Annotated in this window: 15 protein-coding genes; 7 read left to right on the top strand and 8 right to left on the bottom strand. The window is 74.8% G+C overall.

Annotated features, from left to right (window positions below; translation table 11 throughout):
- Positions 1-74: 74 nt before the first annotated feature.
- The 5 genes from ACN20G_RS17310 to ACN20G_RS17330 form a co-directional block, all read right to left on the bottom strand.
- A complete protein-coding gene (locus ACN20G_RS17310; RefSeq protein ID WP_424213690.1) occupies positions 75-1,115 on the bottom strand; it encodes an ABC transporter substrate-binding protein in 1,041 nt (346 codons plus the stop codon).
- A gap of 132 nt (positions 1,116-1,247) precedes the next feature.
- On the bottom strand, positions 1,248-2,408 hold the full coding sequence (locus ACN20G_RS17315) for an acyl-CoA dehydrogenase family protein (protein ID WP_424213691.1): 1,161 nt from the start codon (positions 2,406-2,408) through the stop codon (positions 1,248-1,250).
- Between the two features lie 8 nt (positions 2,409-2,416).
- Positions 2,417-3,421, bottom strand: coding sequence for a hydroxymethylglutaryl-CoA lyase (locus tag ACN20G_RS17320; RefSeq protein WP_424213692.1), 1,005 nt, complete (start codon positions 3,419-3,421; stop codon positions 2,417-2,419).
- Positions 3,418-5,529: a biotin carboxylase N-terminal domain-containing protein gene (locus ACN20G_RS17325; protein ID WP_424213693.1), complete on the bottom strand. Its 2,112-nt coding sequence runs from the start codon at positions 5,527-5,529 to the stop codon at positions 3,418-3,420. Before ACN20G_RS17325 ends, ACN20G_RS17320 begins: the two co-directional genes overlap by 4 nt.
- Positions 5,530-5,594: 65 nt before the next feature.
- Complete coding sequence (locus tag ACN20G_RS17330) at positions 5,595-7,211, bottom strand: carboxyl transferase domain-containing protein (protein ID WP_424213694.1); 1,617 nt, start codon at positions 7,209-7,211, stop codon at positions 5,595-5,597.
- 92 nt (positions 7,212-7,303) lie between these two features.
- On the opposite strand from ACN20G_RS17330, the gene ACN20G_RS17335 reads away from it, so the two are divergent.
- Together ACN20G_RS17335 and ACN20G_RS17340 are read left to right on the top strand one after the other, a co-directional pair.
- Positions 7,304-7,939 carry a TetR/AcrR family transcriptional regulator gene (locus ACN20G_RS17335; RefSeq protein ID WP_424213695.1) on the top strand — a complete coding sequence of 212 codons (636 nt, stop codon included), beginning with the start codon at positions 7,304-7,306 and terminating at the stop codon, positions 7,937-7,939.
- A gap of 200 nt (positions 7,940-8,139) precedes the next feature.
- Entirely contained in the window at positions 8,140-8,988 is an 849-nt protein-coding gene (locus ACN20G_RS17340) for a phosphatase (RefSeq protein WP_424213696.1), read from the top strand.
- A gap of 4 nt (positions 8,989-8,992) precedes the next feature.
- Here the strand turns inward: ACN20G_RS17340 and ACN20G_RS17345 are convergent, their stop codons facing one another.
- The 3 genes from ACN20G_RS17345 to ACN20G_RS17355 form a co-directional block, all read right to left on the bottom strand.
- On the bottom strand, positions 8,993-9,856 hold the full coding sequence (locus ACN20G_RS17345) for an acyl-CoA thioesterase (RefSeq protein WP_424215553.1): 864 nt from the start codon (positions 9,854-9,856) through the stop codon (positions 8,993-8,995).
- Positions 9,857-10,020: 164 nt separating this feature from the next.
- Positions 10,021-11,178, bottom strand: coding sequence for an acyl-CoA dehydrogenase family protein (locus tag ACN20G_RS17350; protein WP_424213697.1), 1,158 nt, complete (start codon positions 11,176-11,178; stop codon positions 10,021-10,023).
- 137 nt (positions 11,179-11,315) lie between these two features.
- Positions 11,316-13,133, bottom strand: a complete 1,818-nt coding sequence (locus ACN20G_RS17355; protein WP_424215554.1) for a PucR family transcriptional regulator ligand-binding domain-containing protein — start codon at positions 13,131-13,133, stop codon at positions 11,316-11,318.
- Between the two features lie 140 nt (positions 13,134-13,273).
- On the opposite strand from ACN20G_RS17355, the gene speB reads away from it, so the two are divergent.
- The 5 genes from speB to ACN20G_RS17380 all read left to right on the top strand — a co-directional run bounded on the left by speB (position 13,274) and on the right by ACN20G_RS17380 (position 22,466).
- Positions 13,274-14,239, top strand: a complete 966-nt coding sequence (speB, locus tag ACN20G_RS17360) for an agmatinase (protein WP_424213698.1) — start codon at positions 13,274-13,276, stop codon at positions 14,237-14,239.
- A gap of 51 nt (positions 14,240-14,290) precedes the next feature.
- Complete coding sequence (locus tag ACN20G_RS17365) at positions 14,291-16,078, top strand: thiamine pyrophosphate-dependent enzyme (RefSeq protein ID WP_424213699.1); 1,788 nt, start codon at positions 14,291-14,293, stop codon at positions 16,076-16,078.
- A 1,398-nt stretch (positions 16,079-17,476) separates the two neighbouring features.
- Positions 17,477-17,932, top strand: a complete 456-nt coding sequence (locus ACN20G_RS17370) for a GntR family transcriptional regulator (protein WP_424213700.1) — start codon at positions 17,477-17,479, stop codon at positions 17,930-17,932.
- A 211-nt stretch (positions 17,933-18,143) separates the two neighbouring features.
- Complete coding sequence (locus tag ACN20G_RS17375; protein ID WP_424213701.1) at positions 18,144-21,965, top strand: ABC transporter ATP-binding protein; 3,822 nt, start codon at positions 18,144-18,146, stop codon at positions 21,963-21,965.
- Between the two features lie 135 nt (positions 21,966-22,100).
- Entirely contained in the window at positions 22,101-22,466 is a 366-nt protein-coding gene (locus tag ACN20G_RS17380) for a hypothetical protein (protein ID WP_424213702.1), read from the top strand.
- The last annotated feature ends 37 nt before the right edge of the window (positions 22,467-22,503 follow it).

Genomic DNA, 22,503 nt, shown 5'->3' on the forward strand with positions numbered 1-22,503 from the left:
GGTCGGACCGGCCGGGTGGTGCGGGGCGTTCGGGTGATGCGGGTGGTTCGGGTGGGTGCGCGGTGCGCGGTGCGTCAGGAGACCTTCTTGGCGGACGCGAGGGACTTCGCCAGGTCCTCCAGGAGCTGCGCGCACCGGTCGTAGGAGTAGATCGGCTCGCTGGTGCGCGGCACGACCTGGTTCGCCTTGACGGCCGGCAGGTCGGCCCAGGTGGGCTTGGCCTTGAGGGCCTCGGGCTGCAGGGTGCCGGTGCGGTTGTCGAGGAAGATCACGTCGGCCTTGTACTTGCCCGCGTTCTCCCAGCTCAGCGACTCGAAGAAGCCGGACGCGTCCGTCTTGTCGGGCTTGACGAACTCGACGCCGAGGGACTGGAAGTACTTGAGGTCGGCGGCGGTCTCGGGGGTGGAGACGTAGAACATGTCGGCGGAGCCGGAGCCGACGAGCACCTTCACGCCCGGGTTGGCCTTGACGGCCTCGCGGACCTTGGCGGAGGCGGCCTCGAAGCGGGCCTTCGCGTCGGTGACCTTCTTGGCGTCCATGTCGGCGCCGAGGGACTTGGCCAGCTCCGCGGTGCGGGCCAGAGCCTTGTCCATGGTCACCTCGCCGCCGACGCCGATGGCGGCCATCGGGGCGAGCTTGGAGATCTTGTCCTTGGACGCCTCGGGCACGTACCAGTAGGTGCCGTCCCAGGTGTTGGTGACGAGCAGGTCGGGACGGAGGGAGGCGTACTTCTCGACGTTGAACTGGTCGTAGACGTTGCCCAGGATCTCGACCTTGTTCACGTCGAGGGAGCCGGCCTGGACGTCGGCCTTGCCGTCGGCGGTCTTCGTCGGGCCGAACACGCCCTTCACCTCGACGCCGTAGTCGTGCAGGGCGGCGGCGGTGCCGGTGAAGGCCACGATGTTCTTCGGCGTGGACTTCGCGGTGACCGTCTTCTTCAGGTCGTCCGTGAAGGACCAGGCGCCGGAGGCCGCGCTCTTGTCGGCGCCGCCGTCCTTCTCGCCCTTGCCGGCGTCCTCGCCTCCGCACGCGGCGAGGGTGAGGACGAGGCCGAGGGCCCCGCCGGCCGCGACCAGGCCGCGACGGGTGAGGAGGGGGGTGCGGGACTTGCTCATGGGGGGTTCGTTCTCCTGGCCGGCCGGACGCTCGTCGATCTTGGGTCAGGTAAGCCTACCCTAAGGAGCTTTTCGGCCGGGGGGCGGGGCCCGTGCCCCGGTACCGCGCCCCACCCCCCTGCGCGGCGCGGATCAGGCGGCGAAGCCCAGTTCCCGGGCGATCAGCATCCGCTGCACCTCGCTCGTGCCCTCCCCGATCTCCAGGATCTTGGAGTCCCGCCACATCCGGGCCACCGGGTACTCGTTCATGAACCCGTACCCGCCGTGGATCTGCGTCGCGTCCCGCGCGTTGTCCACCGCCACCGTCGACGAGTACAGCTTCGCGATCGCCGCCTCCTTCTTGAACGCCTCCCCGCGCACCATCCGCGAGGCCGCGTCCCGCCACGCCACCCGTGCCAGGTGCGCCCGCACCTCCATGTCCGCGAGCTTGAACTGGATGGCCTGGTTGTCGCCGATCGGCCGGCCGAACGCCCGCCGCTCCTTGGCGTACTTCACCGACTCGTCCACGCACCCCTGCGCCAGACCCGTGGCCAGCGCCGAGATCGCCACCCGGCCCTCGTCCAGGATCCGCAGGAACTGCGCGTACCCGCGGCCCTCCTCGCCCACCAGGTTCCCCACCGGCACCCGCACGTCGGAGAACGACAGCTCACGCGTGTCCGACGCGTTCCACCCCACCTTCGAGTACGGGGCCGCGACCGTGAACCCGGCCGTTCCCGACGGCACCAGGATCGCCGAGATCAGCGGCCGGCCGTCCGCCTTCCGCCCGGTCACCGCCGTCACCGTCACCAGGCCCGTGATGTCCGTGCCCGAGTTCGTGATGAAGCACTTCGAGCCGTTGATCACCCACTCGTCGCCGTCGCGGACCGCCGTCGTGCGCGTGCCGCCCGCGTCCGAACCGCCGTCCGGCTCCGTCAGACCGAACGCGCCCAGCACCTCGCCCGAGCACAGCTTCGGCAGCCACTCCCGCTTCTGCTCCTCCGTGCCGAACAGGTACAGCGGCATCGCGCCCAGCGACACCCCGGCCTCCAACGTGATCGCCACCGAGGAATCCACCCGCGCCAACTCCTCCAGCGCGATCCCCAGCGCCAGGTAGTCGCCGCCCATGCCGCCGTACTCCTCCGGGAACGGCAGCCCGAACAGGCCCATCCGGCCCATCTCGCGGACGATCTCGTACGGGAACTCGTGCCGCTCGTAGAGGTCGCCGATCTTCGGGGCGACGACGTCGTGCGCGAATGCCTCGACGGTGCGCCGCAGCTCCTCGTGTTCGGGGGTCAGCCGGTGATCGAGGGACATGACAGGTCTCATTCCTTGTGGGAGAGGGCACGGACGGTGCGGGACGGGCTCGGGCGCCCCAGGCGGTCGGCCATCCAGACGCTCGTGGCGGTCAGGGCGGCCAGGTCGACGCCGGTCTCGATCCCGAGACCGGTCAGCATCCACACGAGGTCCTCGGTCGCGAGGTTCCCGGTGGCGCTCTTGGCGTACGGGCACCCGCCCAGCCCGCCCGCCGACGAATCCACGGTGCTCACCCCCAGCCGCAACGCGGCCAGGGTGTTCGACAGGGCCTGCCCATAGGTGTCGTGGAAGTGCACGCCGATCCGCTCGACGCCCACCCCCCGCTCGACCAGGGCCGCGACCAGGGCCGTCACGTGACCGGGCGTCGCCACCCCGATCGTGTCGCCCAGGCTCAACTCGTCGCAGCCCAGGTCCAGCAGGGCCCGCGCCACCGACACCACCCGCTCGACCGGCACCGGACCCTCCCAGGGGTCCCCGAAGCACATCGACAGGTAGCCGCGCACGTGCGCCCCGGCCTCCTTCGCCCGCGCCACCACCGGCGCGAACATCTCCAGCGACTCGGCCACCGTGCGGTTCAGGTTCCGCGCGGCGAAGGTCTCGGTCGCCGAACCGAAGACCGCGATCCGGTCCGCGCCCAGCGCCAGCGCCCGGTCCAGGCCGCGCTCGTTCGGCACCAGGACGGGCAGGTGGACACCGGCCGCGCGGACCTCGTCGAGCAGCGGGAACAGATCCTCGGCGTCGGCGAGTTGGGGCACCCACTTGGGGTGCACGAAACTCGTGGCCTCCACCGTGCCCAGCCCGGCCGCCGCGAGTCGGCGCACGAACTCGGCCTTCACGGCCGTGGGCACCACGTTCCGCTCGTTCTGGAGGCCGTCCCGGGCGCCCACCTCGTGGATCCGCACCCGGGCGGGCAGCGCGGGGTCCCGGACCACCGCGGGCAGGCCCAGATCGAGGGGCGTGGGGTCGGGGGTGGGGTCGGGGGTGATGTCGGGGGTGGGGTCGGGGTGCGTCATCGGGCGTTCGCCTCCTCGGCGGCGGCGCCGGCCTCGGGCTCCCGTGCCGGGTCCGGGTCCGGGGCGACGACGGCCAGGACCTGGTCCATCGCGACCGTGCCGCCCGGCTTCGCGTCCAGCTCCGTGACCGTGCCCGCGTGCGTGGCCGTGATCACGTGCTCCATCTTCATCGCCTCCACCACCAGCAGGCTCTGCCCGGCCGCGACCCGGTCGCCGACCGCCACCTTCACCACCGTCACGGTGCCCGGCATCGGCGCGACCAGCGCGTCCGCCCCGGACAGGCCCGCGCCCGTCAACAGCGCCGCCACCGGGTCGTGCCGCAGCAGGTGCCACGCGTCCCCGTCCAGCCCCAGCCACAGGCCCTCGGGCGACCGCGCCCACGCCAACCGGTGCGTCACCCCGGCCACCTCCACGGTGACCGTGTCCGCCGTGCGCGCCACCTCCCGCACCGGCACGACGGCGTCCTCGGCCGCGCCCGGCGCCAGCAGCTCGTGCCCCTCGCCGTGCGCCCGGCGCCGCACCCGCACGGTCACCGGCTCGCCGCCGGCCGGCCGCAGGTGCCGCACCGTCCACGCCGGCCGGCCGCCCAGCCGCCACCCGCTCGGCACCCCGAACGGATCCGTCCACCCGGGCGCCGAGCCCGTCGGACCGGCCGGTTGCGCCGCGTCCGGGAGCAGCGCGGCCGCCGCCCACACCGCCTCCGGGACCCCCTCGCCGAGCAGCCCGGCGAACTCCCGCTCCACCAGCCCCGTGTCCAGCTCCCCGGAGACCACGTCCGGGTGGGCCAGCAGCCGGCGCAGGAATCCCACGTTCGTCTGCACGCCCAGGATCACGGTGTCGGCGAGGGCCGCCCGCAGGGTCCGCAGGGCGCTCGCCCGGTCCGGGCCGTACGCGATCACCTTCGACAGCATCGGGTCGTACGCGGACCCCACCGGCACCCCGGCCCGCAGCCCGGAGTCCGTGCGCGTGAACGTCGTCCCCGCGCCCGCCCCGGCGCCGCCGGCCCCGGCCTCGACGCCGGGCTCGGTCAGGGCCAGCACCGTGCCGCCCGAGGGCAGGAACCCGCGCGCCGGGTCCTCCGCGCACACCCGCGCCTCCACGGCGTGCCCGCGCAGGGTCACGTCCTCCTGCGCGAACGGCAGCCGCTCCCCGGCGGCGACCCGCACCTGCCAGGCCACCAGGTCCAGGCCGGTGACGAGTTCGGTGACCGGGTGCTCCACCTGGAGGCGGGTGTTCATCTCCATGAAGAAGTGCGAGGCCGGGTCCGCGCCCGGCACGATGAACTCGACGGTGCCCGCGCCCACGTACCCGCAGGACCGGGCCGCGTCCACGGCCGCCGCGCCCATCGCCGCCCGCAGTTCGGGGGTGAGGAGGACGGAGGGGGCCTCCTCGATCACCTTCTGGTGCCGGCGCTGGAGGGAGCACTCGCGTTCGCCGAGGTGCAGCACGGTGCCGTGCGCGTCGGCGAGGACCTGGATCTCGATGTGCCGGGGCCGGTCGATCCAGCGTTCCACCAGGAGGGTGTCGTCACCGAAGGAGGAGCGGGCCTCGCGGCGGGCGGCGGCGATCTCCTCGGGCAGGTCGGCGGCGTCGCGCACCAGCCGCATCCCCTTGCCGCCGCCGCCCGCCGAGGGCTTCAGCAGCACCGGCACGCCGATCGCGTGCGCGGCGTCGAGGAGTTCGGCGTCGGTCAGGCCGCTGCCCGAGGAGCCGGGCACGACGGGCACGCCGGCGGCGCGGACGGTCTCCTTGGCGCGGATCTTGTCGCCCATGAGGGCGATGGCGTCGGCGGTCGGGCCGATGAAGACGAGACCGGCGTCGGTGACGGCGCGGGCGAAGGCGGCGTTCTCGGCGAGGAACCCGTAGCCGGGGTGGACGGCCTGAGCGCCGGTGCGGCGGGCGGCGTCCAGCAGCCGTTCGACGGAGAGGTAGCTGTCGGCGGCGGGCGCGGGGCCGATCCGGACCGCCGTGTCGGCCTCCGCGACGTGCCGGGCGTCGGCGTCGGCGTCGCTGAACACGGCGACGGAACGAATGCCGAGGGCGCGCAGCGAGCGGATCACGCGGACGGCGATCTCGCCCCGGTTGGCGACCAGGACCGTGTCGAACATGGTGGTGTCCGTCCTCACGGGAGGGGGAGGGGTGGCGGGGAGGGAGGGGGCGTGCGACATGCCGGTCACATCCGGAAGACGCCGAAGCCGGGCTCGCCCAGCGGCGCGTTCGCGCAGGCCGTCAGGGCCAGGCCGAGGACCTGCCGGGTCTCCATGGGGTCGATGACCCCGTCGTCCCACAGGCGGGCGGTGGCGTAGTAGGCGCTGCCCTGCTCCTCGTAGCGGGCGCGGACCGGGGCCTTGAACTCCTCCTCGGCCTGCGCCGACCACTCCTGCCCGGCGCCCTCGATCTGGTCCCGCTTGACGGTGGCCAGCACGGACGCGGCCTGCTCGCCGCCCATCACGGAGATCTTCGCGCCCGGCCACATCCACAGGAACCGGGGCGAATAGGCCCGGCCGCACATGGAGTAGTTGCCGGCGCCGTAGCTGCCGCCGACGACGACGGTGAGCTTGGGGACCCGGGCGCAGGCCACGGCCGTGACCATCTTCGCGCCGTGTTTGGCGATGCCGCCGGCCTCGTAGTCGCGCCCGACCATGAAGCCGGAGATGTTCTGGAGGAAGAGCAGGGGGATGCCGCGCTGGTCGCACAGCTCGATGAAGTGGGCGCCCTTCTGCGCGGACTCGGAGAAGAGGATGCCGTTGTTGGCGACGATGCCGACCGGGTGGCCGTGGATGTGCGCGAAGCCGGTGACGAGGGTCTGGCCGAACTCGGACTTGAACTCCTGGAAGCGGGAGCCGTCCACGATCCGGGCGATGATCTCGCGGGCGTCGTAGGGGGTGCGGGAGTCCACGGGCACCGCCCCGTACAGCCCGGCCGGGTCCACGGCGGGCTCCTCGACGGGGCGCACCGTCCAGGGCAGCGGGCCCCGGTCGGGCAGGCCGGCGACGATGTCGCGGACGATGCGCAGGGCGTGCGCGTCGTCCTCGGCGAGGTGGTCGGCGACGCCGGAGACCCGGGCGTGCACCTCGCCGCCGCCGAGCTCCTCGGCCGTGACGACCTCGCCGGTCGCGGCCTTCACCAGCGGCGGGCCGCCGAGGAAGATCGTGCCCTGGCCGCGCACGATGACGGCCTCGTCGCTCATGGCGGGCACGTAGGCGCCGCCGGCGGTGCACGAGCCGAGGACGGCGGCGATCTGCGGGATGCCGGCGCCGGACATGCGGGCCTGGTTGTAGAAGATCCGGCCGAAGTGCTCGCGGTCGGGGAAGACCTCGTCCTGGAGGGGGAGGAAGGCGCCGCCGGAGTCCACGAGGTACAGGCAGGGGAGCCGGTTCTCCAGCGCCACCTCCTGGGCGCGCAGGTGCTTCTTGACGGTCATCGGGTAGTAGGTGCCGCCCTTGACGGTGGCGTCGTTGGCGACGATCACGCACTCGCGGCCCGAGACCCGGCCGATGCCCGCGATGACCCCGGCGGCGGGCGCGGCCCCGTCGTACATGCCGTCGGCGGCGAGGGGGGCGAGTTCGAGGAAGGGGGAGCCGGGGTCGAGGAGGGTGTCGACGCGCTCGCGGGGCAGCAGCTTGCCGCGCGCGGTGTGCCGGGCCCGGGCCCGTTCCCCGCCGCCGGCGCGGGCCGCGTCGAGCCGTTCGCGCAGGCCCTCGGCGAGGGCGTGGTGGGCCTTCTCGTTCGCGTGCCAGGCGTCGGACGTCGGATCGGCCGCCGTCGAAAGCGCCGGTGCCTGCTGCATCCCGTGAGCCCCCTTGCCCTTCGGTTAATGAGCGTTAACGCCCTGGGGGCACAGGTTAACGAGCGTTAATGAGGATGTCTAGAATGGACGTCATGACCAGCAGAACGACCGGCCCCACCCGGCGCGAACAGATCCTTCGGGAGGCGGCCCGCCTCTTCGCCGAACGCGGGTTCCACGGCGTCGGCGTCGACGAGATAGGCGCGGCGGTGGGCATCAGCGGCCCCGGCCTGTACCGGCACTTCGCGGGCAAGGACGCGATGCTGGCGGAACTGCTGGTGGGCATCAGCGAACGCCTGCTCACGGGCGGCCGGCACCGGGTGAGCGAGGCCGGGGAGAACGCGTCGGCGGTGCTGTCCTCGCTGATCGACGGGCACATCGACTTCGCGCTGGACGACCGCGCGCTGATCACCCTGCACGACCGCGAGCTGGACCGGCTGCGCGACGAGGACCGCAAGCTCGTGCGGCGGCTCCAGCGGCGCTACGTGGAACTGTGGGTGGAGGTCGTGCGCGCCCTGCACCCGACGGCGGGCGAGGCGGAGGTCCGGATGGCCGTGCACGCGGTCTTCGGCCTGCTGAACTCCACCCCCCACCTGGGCGCCGGCACGGCCCCGGACCGCTTCGCGACGGAGCAACTGCTGCGACGCCTCGCGCACGGCGCGTTCGAGGCCCTGACCCCGATCGGGACGCCGGACACGCCGGAGGACGCGCAGGCCCGGGCGGCGGCGTAACGGGCGGGGGCGCTCCGGGAGGGCCGGGCGGGGTGGGACGTGACGGATCGGGGCCGGGCGCGCCGCCCCGATCGCGGGTCGGTCCGCGCGCAGGCCCGGGCGCCGATGCGGGCGCCGGCGCGGATGCCGGTACGGATGCCGGTCGCCCGGACGGTGGGACGGGGCCCGCGTGCGTCGGAGGGCGGCGGCACAATGGCCGCATGCCGATATCCGAGGTACCGCCCGCCGAGACGTCCGAAGAGTCGCCCGCCGCACCGCCCGCCGGAGCGTCGTCCGCACCCGCCGTGCCCACCCGCGCCGAGCTGATCGAGCACCTGACGCGCACCCGGATCGCCGGGGACGTGGCCACCCCGCGTGAGAACAATCTCGACCACTATCGGCGGCTCGCCAACGGCGACCGGCACTACTGGCTCGGGCTGGAGCTCGGGGACCGCTGGAGCGACGAGCAGGACGTGCTCGCCGTGATGGCCGAGCGCTGCGGGGTCGTCGACGACCCGGCGCACCGCCACGGCCAGGACCGCATCGACCCCGTGCTGACCGTCTCCGCCCTGGAACGCGCCGCGAACCGGCTCGCGAAGGCCGCCGAGGACCGGCAGCGGGTCCTCTTCGCCACCGGCCACCCCGGCGCCCTGCTCGACGTGCACCGCGCCACCGCCGCCGCGTTGCGGGCCGCCGGCTGCGAGATCGTCGTCATCCCGGCCGGCCTGACCGCCGACGAGGGCATGGTCTGGCAGTTCGCCGACGTGGCGGTGCTGGAACGCGGCGCGACCCTGTGGCACACCCACTCGCCCGCGCCCATGGCCGCGATCCTCGACGCCCTGGACACCCCGCCGGACCTGGTCTTCGCCGACCACGGCTGGGCCGGCTGCGCCGCGCAGTACGGCGTGGACGCGATCGGCTACGCGGACTGCAACGACCCGGCCCTGTTCGTCGCCGAACACGAGGGCACCCTGGGCGTGGTCATCCCCCTGGACGACCACGTCCGCGACCCCCGCTACTACGACCCGATGGTCGCCTACCTCCTCCACGAGGCCGGCCTCGACGGCTGAGCGGTCAGGCGCGGGCACGGGGGACGCGGATGACGCCCTCCTGGACGACCGTGACGGCCAGGCGGCCGTCGTGGGTCCAGATGTGGGCCTGGCCCAGGCCGCGGCCGCCCGAGGCGGTCGGGGACTCCTGCTCGTACAGCAGCCACTCGTCGGCGCGGGCCGGGCGGTGGAACCACATCGCGTGGTCCAGCGAGGCCCCCACCACGTCCCCGACCGCCCACCCGCCCCGGCCGTGCGCGAGCAGCACCGGGTCCAGGAGGGTCATGTCCGAGACGTACGCGATCAGGCAGGCGTGCGTGAGGGCGTCGTCCCGCGCGAGCTTGCTCGCCGTGCGGAACCAGACCAGGGACCGCGCCTCGGTGGGGCGGTCCACGCTGCCCCAGGGCGGGGTGGACGCGTAGCGCAGGTCCACCGCCCCGCGCGCCTCCAGCAGCCGCTCGACCACGCCCGGATCGCGGAACGCGTCCCGGTACCGGGGCAGGGACTCGGCGGCCGTGGGCAGGGTGTCGGGGTCGGGGGCGGCGGGCATCGCGTCCTGGTGGTCCAGGCCCTCCTCGAAGAGCTGGAACGACGCGGTGAGGTGGAAGATCGGCCGGCCGTGCTGCACGGCGACCACGCGGCGGGTGGTGAACGACCGCCCGTCCCGGATCCGGTCCACGGTGTACACGATCGGCGCGGCCGGGTCCCCGGTGCGCAGGAAGTACGCGTGCAGGGAGTGCGGCGGACGGTCGGCGGGCACGGTGCGGCCGGCGGCCACGAGGGCCTGCGCGGCGACCTGCCCGCCGAACACCCGGGGCACGAGCGCGGACCGGCTCGCGCCCCGGAACAGGTCCTCGTCGATGCGCTCCAGGTCCAGCAGGAGCAGCAGTTCGGCGAGGGCGCGCTCCCCGAGACCCGAGTCGGGGGCGGCCGGGGTGTCCGGCGTGCCGGGCGTGCCCGGGGTGTCCGGCGTGCCCGCGTCGTCCGGTGCCGGTTGCCCCGGGGTGTGCGCCACGCCCGCCGTCCGCGCCGTTCCGTCCGGGGCCAAGGCCCCTACAGGCCCATCGACTTGGCGATGATGGACTTCATGACCTCGCTGGTGCCGCCGTAGATGCGGTTGACGCGGTTGTCGGCGTACAGGCGGGCGATCGGGTACTCGTTCATGTAGCCGTAGCCGCCGTGCAACTGGAGGCAGCGGTCGATCACGCGGTGCGCGACCTCCGTGCAGAACAGCTTCGCCGACGCGGCCTCGGCCGCCGTCAACTCGCCCGCGTCGTGCGCTTCGAGGGCGCGGTCCGCGACCGCCTGCGCGGCGTCGACCTCGGCCTGGCAGGCGGCGAGCTCGAACTTGGTGTTCTGGAACGCGGCGACGGGCTGACCGAACACGGTCCGCTCGCGCACGTACTGCGTCGCGAAGCGCACGGCCGCGGCGGCCTGCGCGTACGCGCCGAAGGCGATGCCCAGGCGCTCCTGCGGCAGGTTCTGGCCCAGGTAGGAGAAGCCCTTGTTCTCCTCGCCCAGCAGGTCCTCGACCGGCACCTTCACGTCGCTGAACGACAGCTCGGCGGTGTCGGAGGTCTTCAGGCCCAGCTTGTCGAGCTTGCGGCCCACCGCGTAGCCCGGCAGGGAGGTGTCGACGACGAAGAGGGAGATGCCGTGCCGGCGGTCCTCGGGGGTCGGGGCGGCGGTGCGGGCGCAGACGATGACGCGGTCGGCGTGGACGCCGCCGGTGATGAAGGTCTTCGCGCCGTTGAGGACGTAGTGGGTGCCGTCCTCGGACAGCTTCGCGTTCGTCTTCATGCCCGCGAGGTCGGAGCCGGTGCCCGGCTCGGTCATCGCGATGGCGTACATGGAACGGCCCGAGACGAAGTCCGGCAGCCAGCGCTTCTTCTGCTCCTCCGAGCCGTAGGCCAGGAGGTAGGGCAGACAGAGCGCGACGTGCACGCCGGACCCGCCGAAGGACACGCCCGCGCGGGCGGTCTCCTCGTAGATCACGGCCTGGAACTTGAACGAGTCCTCGCCGGCGCCGCCGAACTCCTCGGGCACCTCGATGCCGAACACGCCCAGCTCGCCGAGCTTGTCGTAGAACTCGCGCGGGACGATGCCGGCGTTCAGCCACTCGTCGTACACGGGGACGACCTCGGCCTCGATGAAGGCGCGGATGGTCTCGCGGAACGCCTCGTGGTCCTCGTTGAAAACGGTACGGCGCACAGCCGCCTCCCTCGCCCTGTCCTCGACCTGCCCTGACGGATCCGGCAGGCGGGGCGGCGGGGCGGCGCCGGCCCGGTGGGGCGGCGCTGCCTGGCCAAGCGCTTGCTCAGACCTCCGCCGGCCAAGTTACCCGGCGGTCACTCGGGCTGTCCAGGGGTGCGGCGGGGGTCGCCGGGCGGGGTGGAGGGTGGGGCCGGGCGCGGGGTGGAGGGCGGGGTCGGCGCGGCTGCGGGCGCGGTGTGGCGCAGGGCGAACCAGAGCTCCATGCGGGTGTCGGCGTCCTCCAGGTCCCGGCCGAGCAGGCTCGCGCAGCGGGCCACGCGCTGGCGCACCGTGTTGCGGTGCACCCCGAGGTCCGCCGCCGTGCGGTCCCAGCCGCCGTGCCGGGCCAGCCACACCCGCAGGGTCTCCCGCAGCGGCTCGGACAGTGGCGCGAGCAGGGTCCGGGCGTGGGCCCGCGCGAGCTCGGGCGCGACGAGCGAGCCCCAGCCCGTGGCGGCGGCACCGGCCGCGACGAGTGCCCGCGCGGCCTCCGCGTTCGCGACGGCGAGGGCGGACGGGGGCACGGGCGCGCTCACGCCCAGCGTCCACCCGGCGGGGGCGGGCCCTGTGGCGGCGGGTCCGGTGGCGGGGGCGGTGGTGGCGGGCGGGCGGTCGGTGAGCAGGCGGAGGGTGGGCGGGGGAGAGGTGGGGGTTGGGGTGGGGGCGGCGCGGGTGTCGGTGGGGTGGTCCGGGGCCGGGCGGTCCGGGATCGTCGGCGGGAGTTCGTACAGGGCGGTGCCCCAGTACGCGGCCAGCGCGTGCGGATCGGCGTCGCCGCGCGCGTGCACCACCGTCCACGGACCCGGACCGAGGACCGCGCTCGCGTCGCCGTCCAGGAGCAGCCGGGTCAGGGCGGCGGCCTCCGGGCCGACCGGGCGGGGCGCGGCCGGGGCCGGGGCCGTGAGGAGCGTGAGCAGGGCGGCGGCCACGGCGGCGATTGTGTGGTCGCCGGCGCTGCGGCCCGGGGCGGCCGTGACGAGGGCGGCCCGGCCCCGGCCGAGGGCGTAGGCGGCGAGGTGCCGCCCGGCCACCTCGTCGGTGGCGGACGCGGGCGCGGGTCGGGTGGAGGCGGGCGGGGTGGCGGGTGCGGGTGAGGCGGCGGCGGGTCGTACGGATGCGGGCCGGACGGTGGTGGGCGGGGCGGCGGGTGCGGGTGAGGTCGTAGGCGCGGTGGTGACGGATCCGGGTGTGGGCGAGGTCGGGGCGGTGGGTGGGGTGGTGACCAGGGTCGCCAGGCGGGCCAGAGCCCGTTCCGCCTCCGCCGGCGGGGCCTGACCGGCGTGCGCCCCGCCCGGGTCCGGCCACAGGGCCGCGTACCCCTGGAGCGCCCCGGCCAGCCGGGCCAGCACGGCCGACACCGGCTCGGGCCGGGTGGTGGCGGCGGCCAGCGTCCGCTGGGCCTCGCCGACCCGGCGCAGCTCCCGCGTGCGCGCCTGCTCCATCAGGCGCCACACCGCCCGCGCGACCGCCGTGAACGGGGTGCGCGGCGGCACCTCCACCAGCGGCAGCCCGTGCCGCGCGCACGCCACGAGCAGCCCGGCCGGGACCTCCGCGTGCACCGGCGTCACCCCGAACCCGAGCGCCGCCGCGCCCGCCGCCACCAGCCGGGCCACGTACGCCTCGTGCCCGGCCGGGTCCTCGGACAGGCCGGAGCCGGCGGTGAGGAGCAGTTCCCCGCCGAGCAGCCACGGGCTCGGGTCCGTGAGGTCGGAGGCGTGCACGGCGTGCACCGCCGCGTCCGCCGGTCCCGCGAGCCGGCGCAAGCCCAGCGCGGCGGCCTCGCCGGAGCCGAGGAGCGCGGTGAGGGGCAGCGGATCCCCGGCGGGCAGGGGCGGCGTCGTCGGCGCGGGCGTGGGTGTGGGTGTGACGGATGGGGGCGGGTCGGGGATCACGGGTGGACGCTCCGTACACATCGTGGGGCCGAAGTGTCGGAACTGCACACTTCGCTCCCCATCCTCGCGCACCTACGCTCGAAAGGAAGGACGGCCCGGACCCCAGCGCAAGCGACCGGGCCGGCCGGCCCACCCCAGCCGACCCGAAGAAGAGGCACGCCATGAGCACGCAGCCGCGCGGACCCGTCGACTCCTCCCGCATCCCGCGCTACGCCGGCCCCGCCACCTTCGCCCGGCTGCCGCGCCTCGACGAGGTCGGCACCGCCGACGTCGCCGTCGTCGGCGTCCCCTTCGACTCCGGCGTCTCCTACCGCCCCGGCGCCCGCTTCGGCGGCAACGCCATCCGCGAGGCCAGCCGCCTCCTGCGCCCCTACAACCCGGCCCAGGACGCGTCCCCGTTCGCCCTCGCGCAGGTCGCCGACGCCGGTGACATCGCCGTCAACCCCTTCAACATCAACGAGGCCGTCGACACCGTCGAGGCCGCCGCCGACGAACTGCTGTCCGCCGGCTCCCGCCTCATGACCCTCGGCGGCGACCACACCATCGCCCTGCCGCTGCTGCGCTCCGTCGCCAAGAAGCACGGCCCCGTCGCCCTGCTGCACTTCGACGCGCACCTCGACACCTGGGACACCTACTTCGGCGCCGAGTACACCCACGGCACCCCGTTCCGGCGCGCCGTCGAAGAGGGCATCCTCGACACCGAGGCCCTCTCCCACGTCGGCACCCGCGGCCCCCTCTACGGCAAGCAGGACCTCGACGACGACGCCAAGATGGGCTTCGGCATCGTCACCTCCGCCGACGTGTACCGGCGCGGCGCCGACGAGGTCGCCGACCAGCTCCGCCAGCGCATCGGCGACCGCCCGCTGTACATCTCCATCGACATCGACGTGCTCGACCCGGCCCACGCCCCCGGCACCGGCACCCCCGAGGCCGGCGGCATGACCTCCCGCGAACTGCTGGAGATCATCCGGGGCCTGTCCTCGTGCAACCTGGTCTCCGCGGACGTGGTCGAGGTCGCCCCGGCGTACGATCACGCCGAGATCACCTCGGTCGCGGCCTCGCACACCGCGTACGAGCTGACCACCATCATGAGCCGGCAGATCGCCGCCTCGAAGGCCGCGCGGTAACAGCGAGCGCGACCGCAGCGGGGCGCGTTTCGCAGTGAGGAACCCCCGCACGTGACGCACGACCACGACCTGGTACTCCGCCCCACCGAGGCGCAGATCGCCGCCGCCCTCGCGGCCCCGCCCGGCCGCACCGGCGCGGACCTCGTCGTGGAGACCCTGCGCGGCCTCGGCGCCGGAACCGTCTTCACGACGCCCCCGACCGCCGGCGCCGCGCACCCGTCCGACGGGGGCGGGGCCGCGGGCGGGGGCGCGGGCGCCGACGCGGGTGCACGCGCCGACGAGGGGGCACGCGCCGACGCGGGTGCACGCGGCGACGAGGGGGCACGCGCCGACGCGGGTGCACGCGGCGACGAGGGGGCACGCGCCGACGCGGGTGCACGCGCCGACGAGGGGGCACGCGCCGACACGGGGGCCCGTGCCGACGAGGGGGCCGCGCGCGGTGACGCGCTCGCCGCGGCCCTGCGCCGCTCCGACCTGCGCCCCGTCACCCTCGCGGGCGCGCCCGCCGCCGGACACGCCGCCGACGCGCACGGCCGCCTCACCGGCGAGGCCGCGCCCCTCTTCCTCGCCGACCCGGACACCGCCCTCGCCGCCCTGCCCGCCCTGCGCGCCGGCGCCGGCTCGCCGCTGCTGCTCGTCGTCGCCGGGGAACTCCCGGCCGCGCACCCCCTCGTCGGCTCCGTGCACCGCGCCGGCGCGGCCTCCCGCATCCCGAGCGCCGTCGCCGAGGCGTGGGAGGCGGCCCTGACCCTGCCGCACGGGCCCGTGCTCGTGGAGATCCCGGCCGGGGTGCTCGCCGAGGAGACCCTCGTGCCGCCCGTGACCGGCGTGGACGCGAGCCCGCACGAGGCCGCGCCCCGGCCCGAACTGACCGCCGTCGCCGCGCACCTGCTGGCCGGGGCGGTACGGCCGGTGCTCGTGGCGGGCGGCGGCGTGATCCGCGCGGACGCGGCGGGCAAGCTGCGCGCGCTCGCCGAGCGGCTTCAGGTGCCCGTCGTGTGCACCCTCGCCGGCCGGGGCGCGTTCCCGCCCGCGCACCCCCTGTCGCTCGGCGTGTGGACCGGGCCCGCAGCCGGCGGCGCGGCCAGCCTGCTGACGGACTTCCTGGAGGACGCGGACCTGCTCGTCGCCCTCGGCACCACCTTGGGGGAAGGCGAGGTCCCGGACCCGGAGCGCCCCTTCCTGCCGGACGGCACGATCGTCCAGATCGACGCCGACCCCGACGCCCTCGAAGCCGCGCGCCCCGCCCTCGGCATCCCCGCCGACGCCCGCCTCGCCCTCCAGGCCCTCGCGGAGACCGTGACCGAACGCACCGACCCCTTCGCCTCACAGCGGGTCGCCATGCTCCGCATGGACATGGCCGTGGCGGACGCGTCCGAAGGCGCCGGCGAAGCGCCGGGCGCGGCCCTGGCGGCCGCCGTCCGCGCGGCGCTCCCGGACCGCGTCCCCGCCTTCTGGGACCTCACCCCGGCCACCGCACCGGCGTGGACCCGCTTCGAGGTGCGACGCCCCAACACCGCCCACGCCGCCCCGGCCGCCCCCGGCGGCGCCGGCTTCGCCCTCCCGGCGGCGATCGGCGCGGCGGCGGCCGAACCCGGCGAACCCGTCCTGGCCGTCTCGGACGCCCGCGTGGCCCTGGGTGCCCTCGCGGAGGTCCCGGCGCTCGTCGCGTCGGGCGCGGACGTCACGTGGCTGATCCTCGACGCGGGCCCGGAACTCCCCGGCCTGCTGGAAACCCTGGGCCTGCCGACCCGCATCGCGGGCGAGGGCCCGGACGCCCTGGGCGAAGCCCTGAAGTCCACCCTCCCCAAACCGGGCCCCACGGCGGTGCTCGCGTAACGCGAGTGCGGGTGGGTTGGTGGCTTGGTCGGTGGCTGGGGTGGTGTCGGGTCGCTCCCGTCAGCCCGATCGTCTCGCCCCGGTGGGGACGGCTTCAAGGGCGCTCCCTTCGGTCGCGTCGCTGCGCGATGGCGCTGCGCGCCACCCTTGACCCCGTCCCCACCGGCGCAAGCCAACCGCTCTGCCGGCACCGCCCCCAATCCGAAAGAAACGTGCCGGGCGGAGGGGCCATGGGCAAAGGCCGCCCCCTATCTGCACCCCGCCCCGTGGAAACGCACCAGGCCCGGCCGTGCCCAAGACGCCCACGCGCCAGACGGCTAGGGCTGTGGTGACGCACCAGGCCCGGCCGTGTCCGGGACGCCCACGCGCCAGACGGCAGGGGTACGTGGCAGCGCACCAGGCCCGGTCGCGCCCGGGACGCCCATGCGCCAGACGGCCGCTCGACGCGGCGACACGCCGGGCGGGACGCAGCCGAGCCCGCCAGGTGCCAGACGGCCGCACGACGTGGCGACACGCCGGGCCGGTCGCAGTCGGGCCCGCCTGGTGTCAGGCGGCCGGGGCTTGTGGCGCACGACGGGCCCGCACGCGCCCGAGACCGCCCGGTGAGCGCGGCGGATGGCGGGGCGCACGGTCGCAGTTCATGGAGCGGACCACCCCAGCCGCCCCCGGGCCTCTCGCCTGCCGTGGACCAACCCCCACCCCGAGCGAACCGGCGAACGGCCACGGACCCCAGCCCGCTGCCCCCTCCGCCGCCCCTGGGAAAAGCTTTTGACCTACCCGCCGCCGGCAGGCGGCCACCCCAGCCCCACCCAACCGAACCCCGCCCGACAGCCCAGCCCCATCCCGCCGTACGCGCCCCCACCCGCCCAAAAATCCGCGACGATGGCACCAAACCCGCTCGCCCCGAGACGTCCCGCCACCCAAAGGAGCGCAATGCCCGCAATGTCGGACTCTGCAATCCTTGTTCAAATCCCTACTTGGCCGCCACAAACCTGCAGGTGAAAGACTCTGCTCCCCGCGCACGCGGGGATGACCCGGGGGCGCGCACCGAGGTCCCGTCCCAGCTCTCCTGCTCCCCGCGCACGCGGGGACGCCCCCCGGGGTGCCGGGCGAGGACCCCCACGATCGCTGCCCCCCGCGCCCGAGGGGATGACCCCAGGCGCCGGAACGCGCCGACCCCGTGGCGATACTGCCCCCCCGCATACGCGGGGGTCGGCCGTTGTGTGTCGGTTGGTGGGTTGTGGTGGAGGGCGGCGGGGGAAGACGGGTGCCGGGCTGGTTTTGGGTTGTTGGAAGGGTGTGGGTGGGTTGGGTGAGGGTGGGGTTGTGCCCATTCGGCGGCGGGGGATTGAGCGGGTGGCTGCTTCTGTTTGGGGGGAGGGGCGGGCTGTTTGGGAGGTGGATACCGAGGGGCGGCGTGCTGTCGTGGGGCGGGTGGTCGTGGGGCGGGAGGTTGCGCCCGAGGCCGTGGGGGCCGTGTTGGGGCTGGGTGAGGGGGTGCTCGCGCTCGTTCGACGGCGGGTGTTCGCGTTGGAGGGGAAGGTCGTCGCCCTGGCCGTTTCGTGGCTTGATGCCGAGCTCGTCGCCGGGACGGCCGTGGAGCGGGTGGATTCCGGGCCCGGTGGGATCTACGCGCGGCTCGGGGAGCTCGGGCGGGGGCCCGTGCGGTTTCGGGAGGAGGTGCGGGCGCGGATGCCTTCGGGGGCGGAGGGGGAGGCGCTCGGGTTGGCGGTGGGGACGCCCGTCGTGCTCGTGTGTCGGACCGCGTACGACGCGGAGGGGCGGGTGGTCGAGGTCAACGAGATGACGCTCGATGCCTCCGCCTATGTGTTGGAGTACGCCTTCGACGCGTGATCGGCGGCGCGTGGGGGCTTGGGTGGGGGCCGGGGGGCTTCCGTGCGCCCCTGGGGGCGGGCGTTGGGGGGTGTTCGGGGTGGGGAGGGTGGGGTGGGAGGGACGGGCGCGCGGGGGTCGGATGTGCGTGCGATTGTTGCGGCGGGATGAAATCCGAGGCCGGAGGCGTTGCGGCTGGCGCACGGACAGGTCGTACGGGGAGGCAGCAGTGGTGTCGGCGGAACGCGGGACGAAGGGCGCCGGGTGGGTCCGCAGGCTCTGGGGCTTCACCTGGCGGTACAAGCTGAACGTGTGGCTCGCGCTGGGCTCCTCGCTCGGTGGCATGGCCGTCATGGCGGTGGTGCCGTTGATCACCAAGGTGATCATCGACGACGTGATCGGTGACGAGACCCGGTCGATCGTGCCGTGGGCGGTCGCGCTCGTGGTGGCGGCGGTGCTCGTCTACGGGATGACGTACCTGCGGCGGTTCTACGGCGGGCGGCTCGCGCTCGACGTGCAGCACGACATGCGCACCGGCATGTACGAGGCGATATCCCGGCTCGACGGGCGCCGGCAGGACCGGCTGTCCACCGGGCAGGTGATCGGGCGGGCCACCAGCGATCTCCAGTTGATCCAGTCGCTGCTGTTCATGCTGCCGATGACCATCGGGAACTTCCTGCTGTTCGCGATATCCCTGGGCGTGATGTTGTGGCTGTCGCCGCTGCTGACGCTCGTCGCGGTGCTGATGGCGCCCGCGCTGTGGTTCATCGCCCAGCGCAGCCGGAAGCGGTTGTTCCCGGCGACCTGGTGGGCGCAGAGCCAGGCCGCCGCCGTCGCGACCGTCGTGGACGGGGCCGTGAGCGGTGTGCGGGTGGTCAAGGGCTTCGGGCAGGAGGAGCAGGAGACCGGGAAGATCCGCGAGGCGGGGCGGCGACTGTACGCCGGGCGGCTGCGGACGATCCGGTTGAACTCCCGGTACAACCCGGCGTTGCAGGCCGTGCCCGGGCTGGGGCAGGTCGCGGTGCTCGCGATCGGCGGCTGGTTGGCGACCCGGGGCGAGGTCACCCTCGGCACGTTCGTCGCGTTCTCCACGTACGTGGCCCAGCTGGTGGGGCCGGTGCGGTTGCTGGCCATGGTGTTGACCGTCGCGCAGCAGGCGCGGGCGGGTGTCGAGCGGGTCGTGGAGCTGATCGACCTGGAGCCGTCCATCGAGGACGGCGCGCGGGAGCTGCCCGCCGACGCGCCGGCGGGGGTGGAGTTCGAGGACGTGACCTTCGGGTACGACGAGGACCGGCCCGTGCTCGCGGGGCTGGACCTGAGCATCGCGCCGGGGGAGACCCTGGCCGTGGTGGGGGCGTCGGGGAGCGGGAAGTCGACGTTGTCGCTGTTGTTGCCCCGGTTCTACGACCCGTCCGGGGGTGTGGTGCGCGTCGGCGGGCACGACGTGCGGGAGCTGACCCTGGAGTCCTTGCGGGCGGCGATCGGGCTGGTGCCCGAGGACAGCTTCCTGTTCTCCGCGTCCGTGCGGGAGAACATCGCCTACGGGCGGCCCGACGCGACCGAGGAGCAGGTGCGGGCCGCGGCGCGGGCCGCGCAGGCCGACGGGTTCATATCCGCCCTGCCCGAGGGGTACGACACGCGGGTCGGGGAGCACGGGCTGACCCTGTCGGGCGGGCAGCGGCAGCGGGTGGCGCTGGCGCGGGCCGTGCTGGCCGATCCCCGGCTGCTGCTGTTGGACGACGCGACCTCCGCGATCGACGCGCGGGTGGAGCACGAGATCCACGAGGCGCTGCGGTCGGTGATGGCCGGGCGCACGACGCTGCTCATCGCGCACCGGCGGTCCACGCTGGCGCTGGCCGACCGGATCGCGGTGCTCGACGGCGGCCGGCTGGCCGCGATCGGCACGCACGAGGAACTGGAGCGGACCTCGCCGCTGTACCGGCGGCTGCTGACCGACCCCGACGTGCTCGCCGCCGGGTCCCCCAAGGCCACTGAGGCGCCGGCGGGCGCCACGGCCGAGGGGCGGGACCTGGAGCGGGAGCTGGAGATCGAGGCCGAGCTCGACTCGGAGCCGGTGAACGCCCGGCGTCGGGCCGTGGACGGGGTCACCCCAGAGCTGTGGCGGCGGCGCGAGGAGGCCCGTCCGGCGCCCGGCGCCGAGGGCCTGCCGTCGGGGGCCGTGGCCGGGGCCTCGCCGGAGTTGTTGGCGCAGGTCGCGGCGCTGCCGCCGGCCGACGACCGGCCGGACGTGGACGAGGAGCGGGCCGCGGCGCCCGAGGACGGGTACGGGCTGCGGCGGCTGCTGCACGGGTTCTGGGCCCCGCTGGTCGTGAGCCTGGGGCTGGTCGCGGTGGACGCCGGGGCCGGGCTGCTGCTGCCGGTGCTGATCCGGCACGGCATCGACGAGGGCGTGCAGCGGCTCGCCCTGGGCGCGGTGTGGGCGGCGGCCGGGGTGGCGCTGCTGGTGGTGCTGGCGCAGTGGGCCGCGCAGTTCGCCGAGACCCGGATGACGGGGCGGACCGGCGAGCGGGTGCTGTACGCGCTGCGGGTGAAGATCTTCGCGCAGTTGCAGCGGCTGGGGCTCGACTACTACGAGCGCGAGCTGACCGGCAAGATCATGACGCGGATGACCACGGACGTGGACTCGCTGTCCACGTTCCTCCAGACCGGTCTGGTGACCGCCGTCGTGTCGGTGTTCACGTTCTTCGGGATCCTCGTCGCCCTGCTGGTGCTGGACGTGGAGCTGGCGCTGATCGTGTTCGTGACCCTGCCGCCGCTGGTGCTCGCGACGATCGTGTTCCGCCGCAAGTCGGTGCGCGCCTACGAGCTGGCCCGGGACCGGGTCGGCGGCGTGAACTCCGACCTCCAGGAGGTCGTCTCCGGCCTGCGGATCGTGCAGGCGTTCGGCCGGCAGGGGGACGGGGCGGCCCGGTTCGCGGCCCGCAGCGACTCCTACCGGCAGGCCCGGGTGCGCGGCCAGTGGCTGATATCCGTCTACTTCCCGTTCGTGCAGCTGCTGTCCTCGGGCGCGGCCGTGGCCGTGCTCGCGGTCGGCGCGGGCCGGGTGGAGGCGGGCACGCTGACCACGGGCGCGCTGGTGGCCTACCTGCTGTACATCGACCTGTTCTTCGCGCCCGTGCAGCAGCTCTCCCAGGTCTTCGACGGCTACCAGCAGGCCACCGTGTCGCTGGGCCGGATCCAGGAACTGCTGCGGGAGCGGCCGAGCACCCCGCCGGCCGAGCGGCCCCGGCCGGTCGCCGGACTGCGCGGCGAGGTCGTCTTCGAAGGGGTGCGGTTCGCGTACGCGGGCAGCGAGCCCGGCGGCGGCGCGCCGGAGGCCGGGGTCAAGGGCGACGCCCTGTCCGGGATAGACCTGCGCATACCCGCCGGGCAGACCGTCGCGTTCGTCGGCGAGACCGGCGCCGGCAAGTCCACGCTGGTGAAGATGGTCGCCCGCTACTACGACCCGACGGCCGGCCGGGTCACGGTGGACGGGACGGACCTGCGCGAGCTGGACCTCACGGCGTACCGGCACCGGCTGGGCGTCGTGCCGCAGGAGTCGTACCTGTTCCCCGGGACCGTGCGCGACGCCATCGCCTACGGGCGGCCGCGGGCCGACGACGCCGAGGTCGAGGCCGCGGCCCGGGCCGTCGGGGCGCACGAGATGATCGCCGGGCTCAGCGACGGCTACCTGCACCCCGTGGGCGAGCGTGGCCGGAACCTGTCGGCCGGGCAGCGGCAGCTGATCGCCCTGGCCCGGGCCGAGCTGGTCGCCCCCGATCTGCTGCTCCTCGACGAGGCCACCGCCGCCCTCGACCTGGCCACGGAGGCCGCCGTCAACGCGGCCACCGACCGGCTCGCGGTCCGGCGCACCACCCTCGTGGTCGCGCACCGACTCACCACCGCGGCCCGCGCCGACCGGATCGTGGTCATGGACCGCGGCCGGGTCGCGGAGGACGGCACCCACGCCGAACTCCTCGCCCGGGGCGGCCGGTACGCGAAGCTGTGGCACACCTTCGTCGGCGACGACGACAAGGAGGCGGCCGTCGCCTGACCCGGCCATGCCCCGAGGCCGCCCGCGGGTGCAACCTTTCCGGGGGTGCGCGCGTCGTACGGTCGTACGTATGACGTGCGACGGACGGGGAGTGCGGTGGCGCGGCACGGATGGGTTCCGGTGCGGGGACGGGGGGTGCTCGCCGTCCTGTGCGCGGTGCTGGGCGGGCTGTTGGGCGGGATGCTGGCCGTCGCGCCGGGAGCGAGCGCCGCGAGCGGGGGCTGCCCCGGGCGGCTCGTGCGCACCGTCGGGTTCACCGGCGGCGAGGTCCGCGTGTACAAGACCCGCACCCACGCCTGCGCGCTGACCGTCCCGCACCGGCACGCCGGCCGGCAGTGGATGTCGGTGACCCTCCAACCCCGGGGCGGGGCGCCGGTCACGGACAGCGGACGCTTCGAGCGTTTCGCCGGCCCGGTGTCCGCGTACGCCCTCAACCGATGTGTGCTGGTCAAGGGGGCCGTCGGCACCCGTTCGGGCGCGTCCGGCTGGATCCTGTGCTGACACGTCGCCCGAACTGCCTCTGTTCACGAGCGTGTTC

Origin of the sequence: Streptomyces dryopteridis (assembly GCF_049606955.1) — a bacterium.
In the GTDB taxonomy this organism is placed as follows: Bacteria; Actinomycetota; Actinomycetes; order Streptomycetales; family Streptomycetaceae; genus Streptomyces.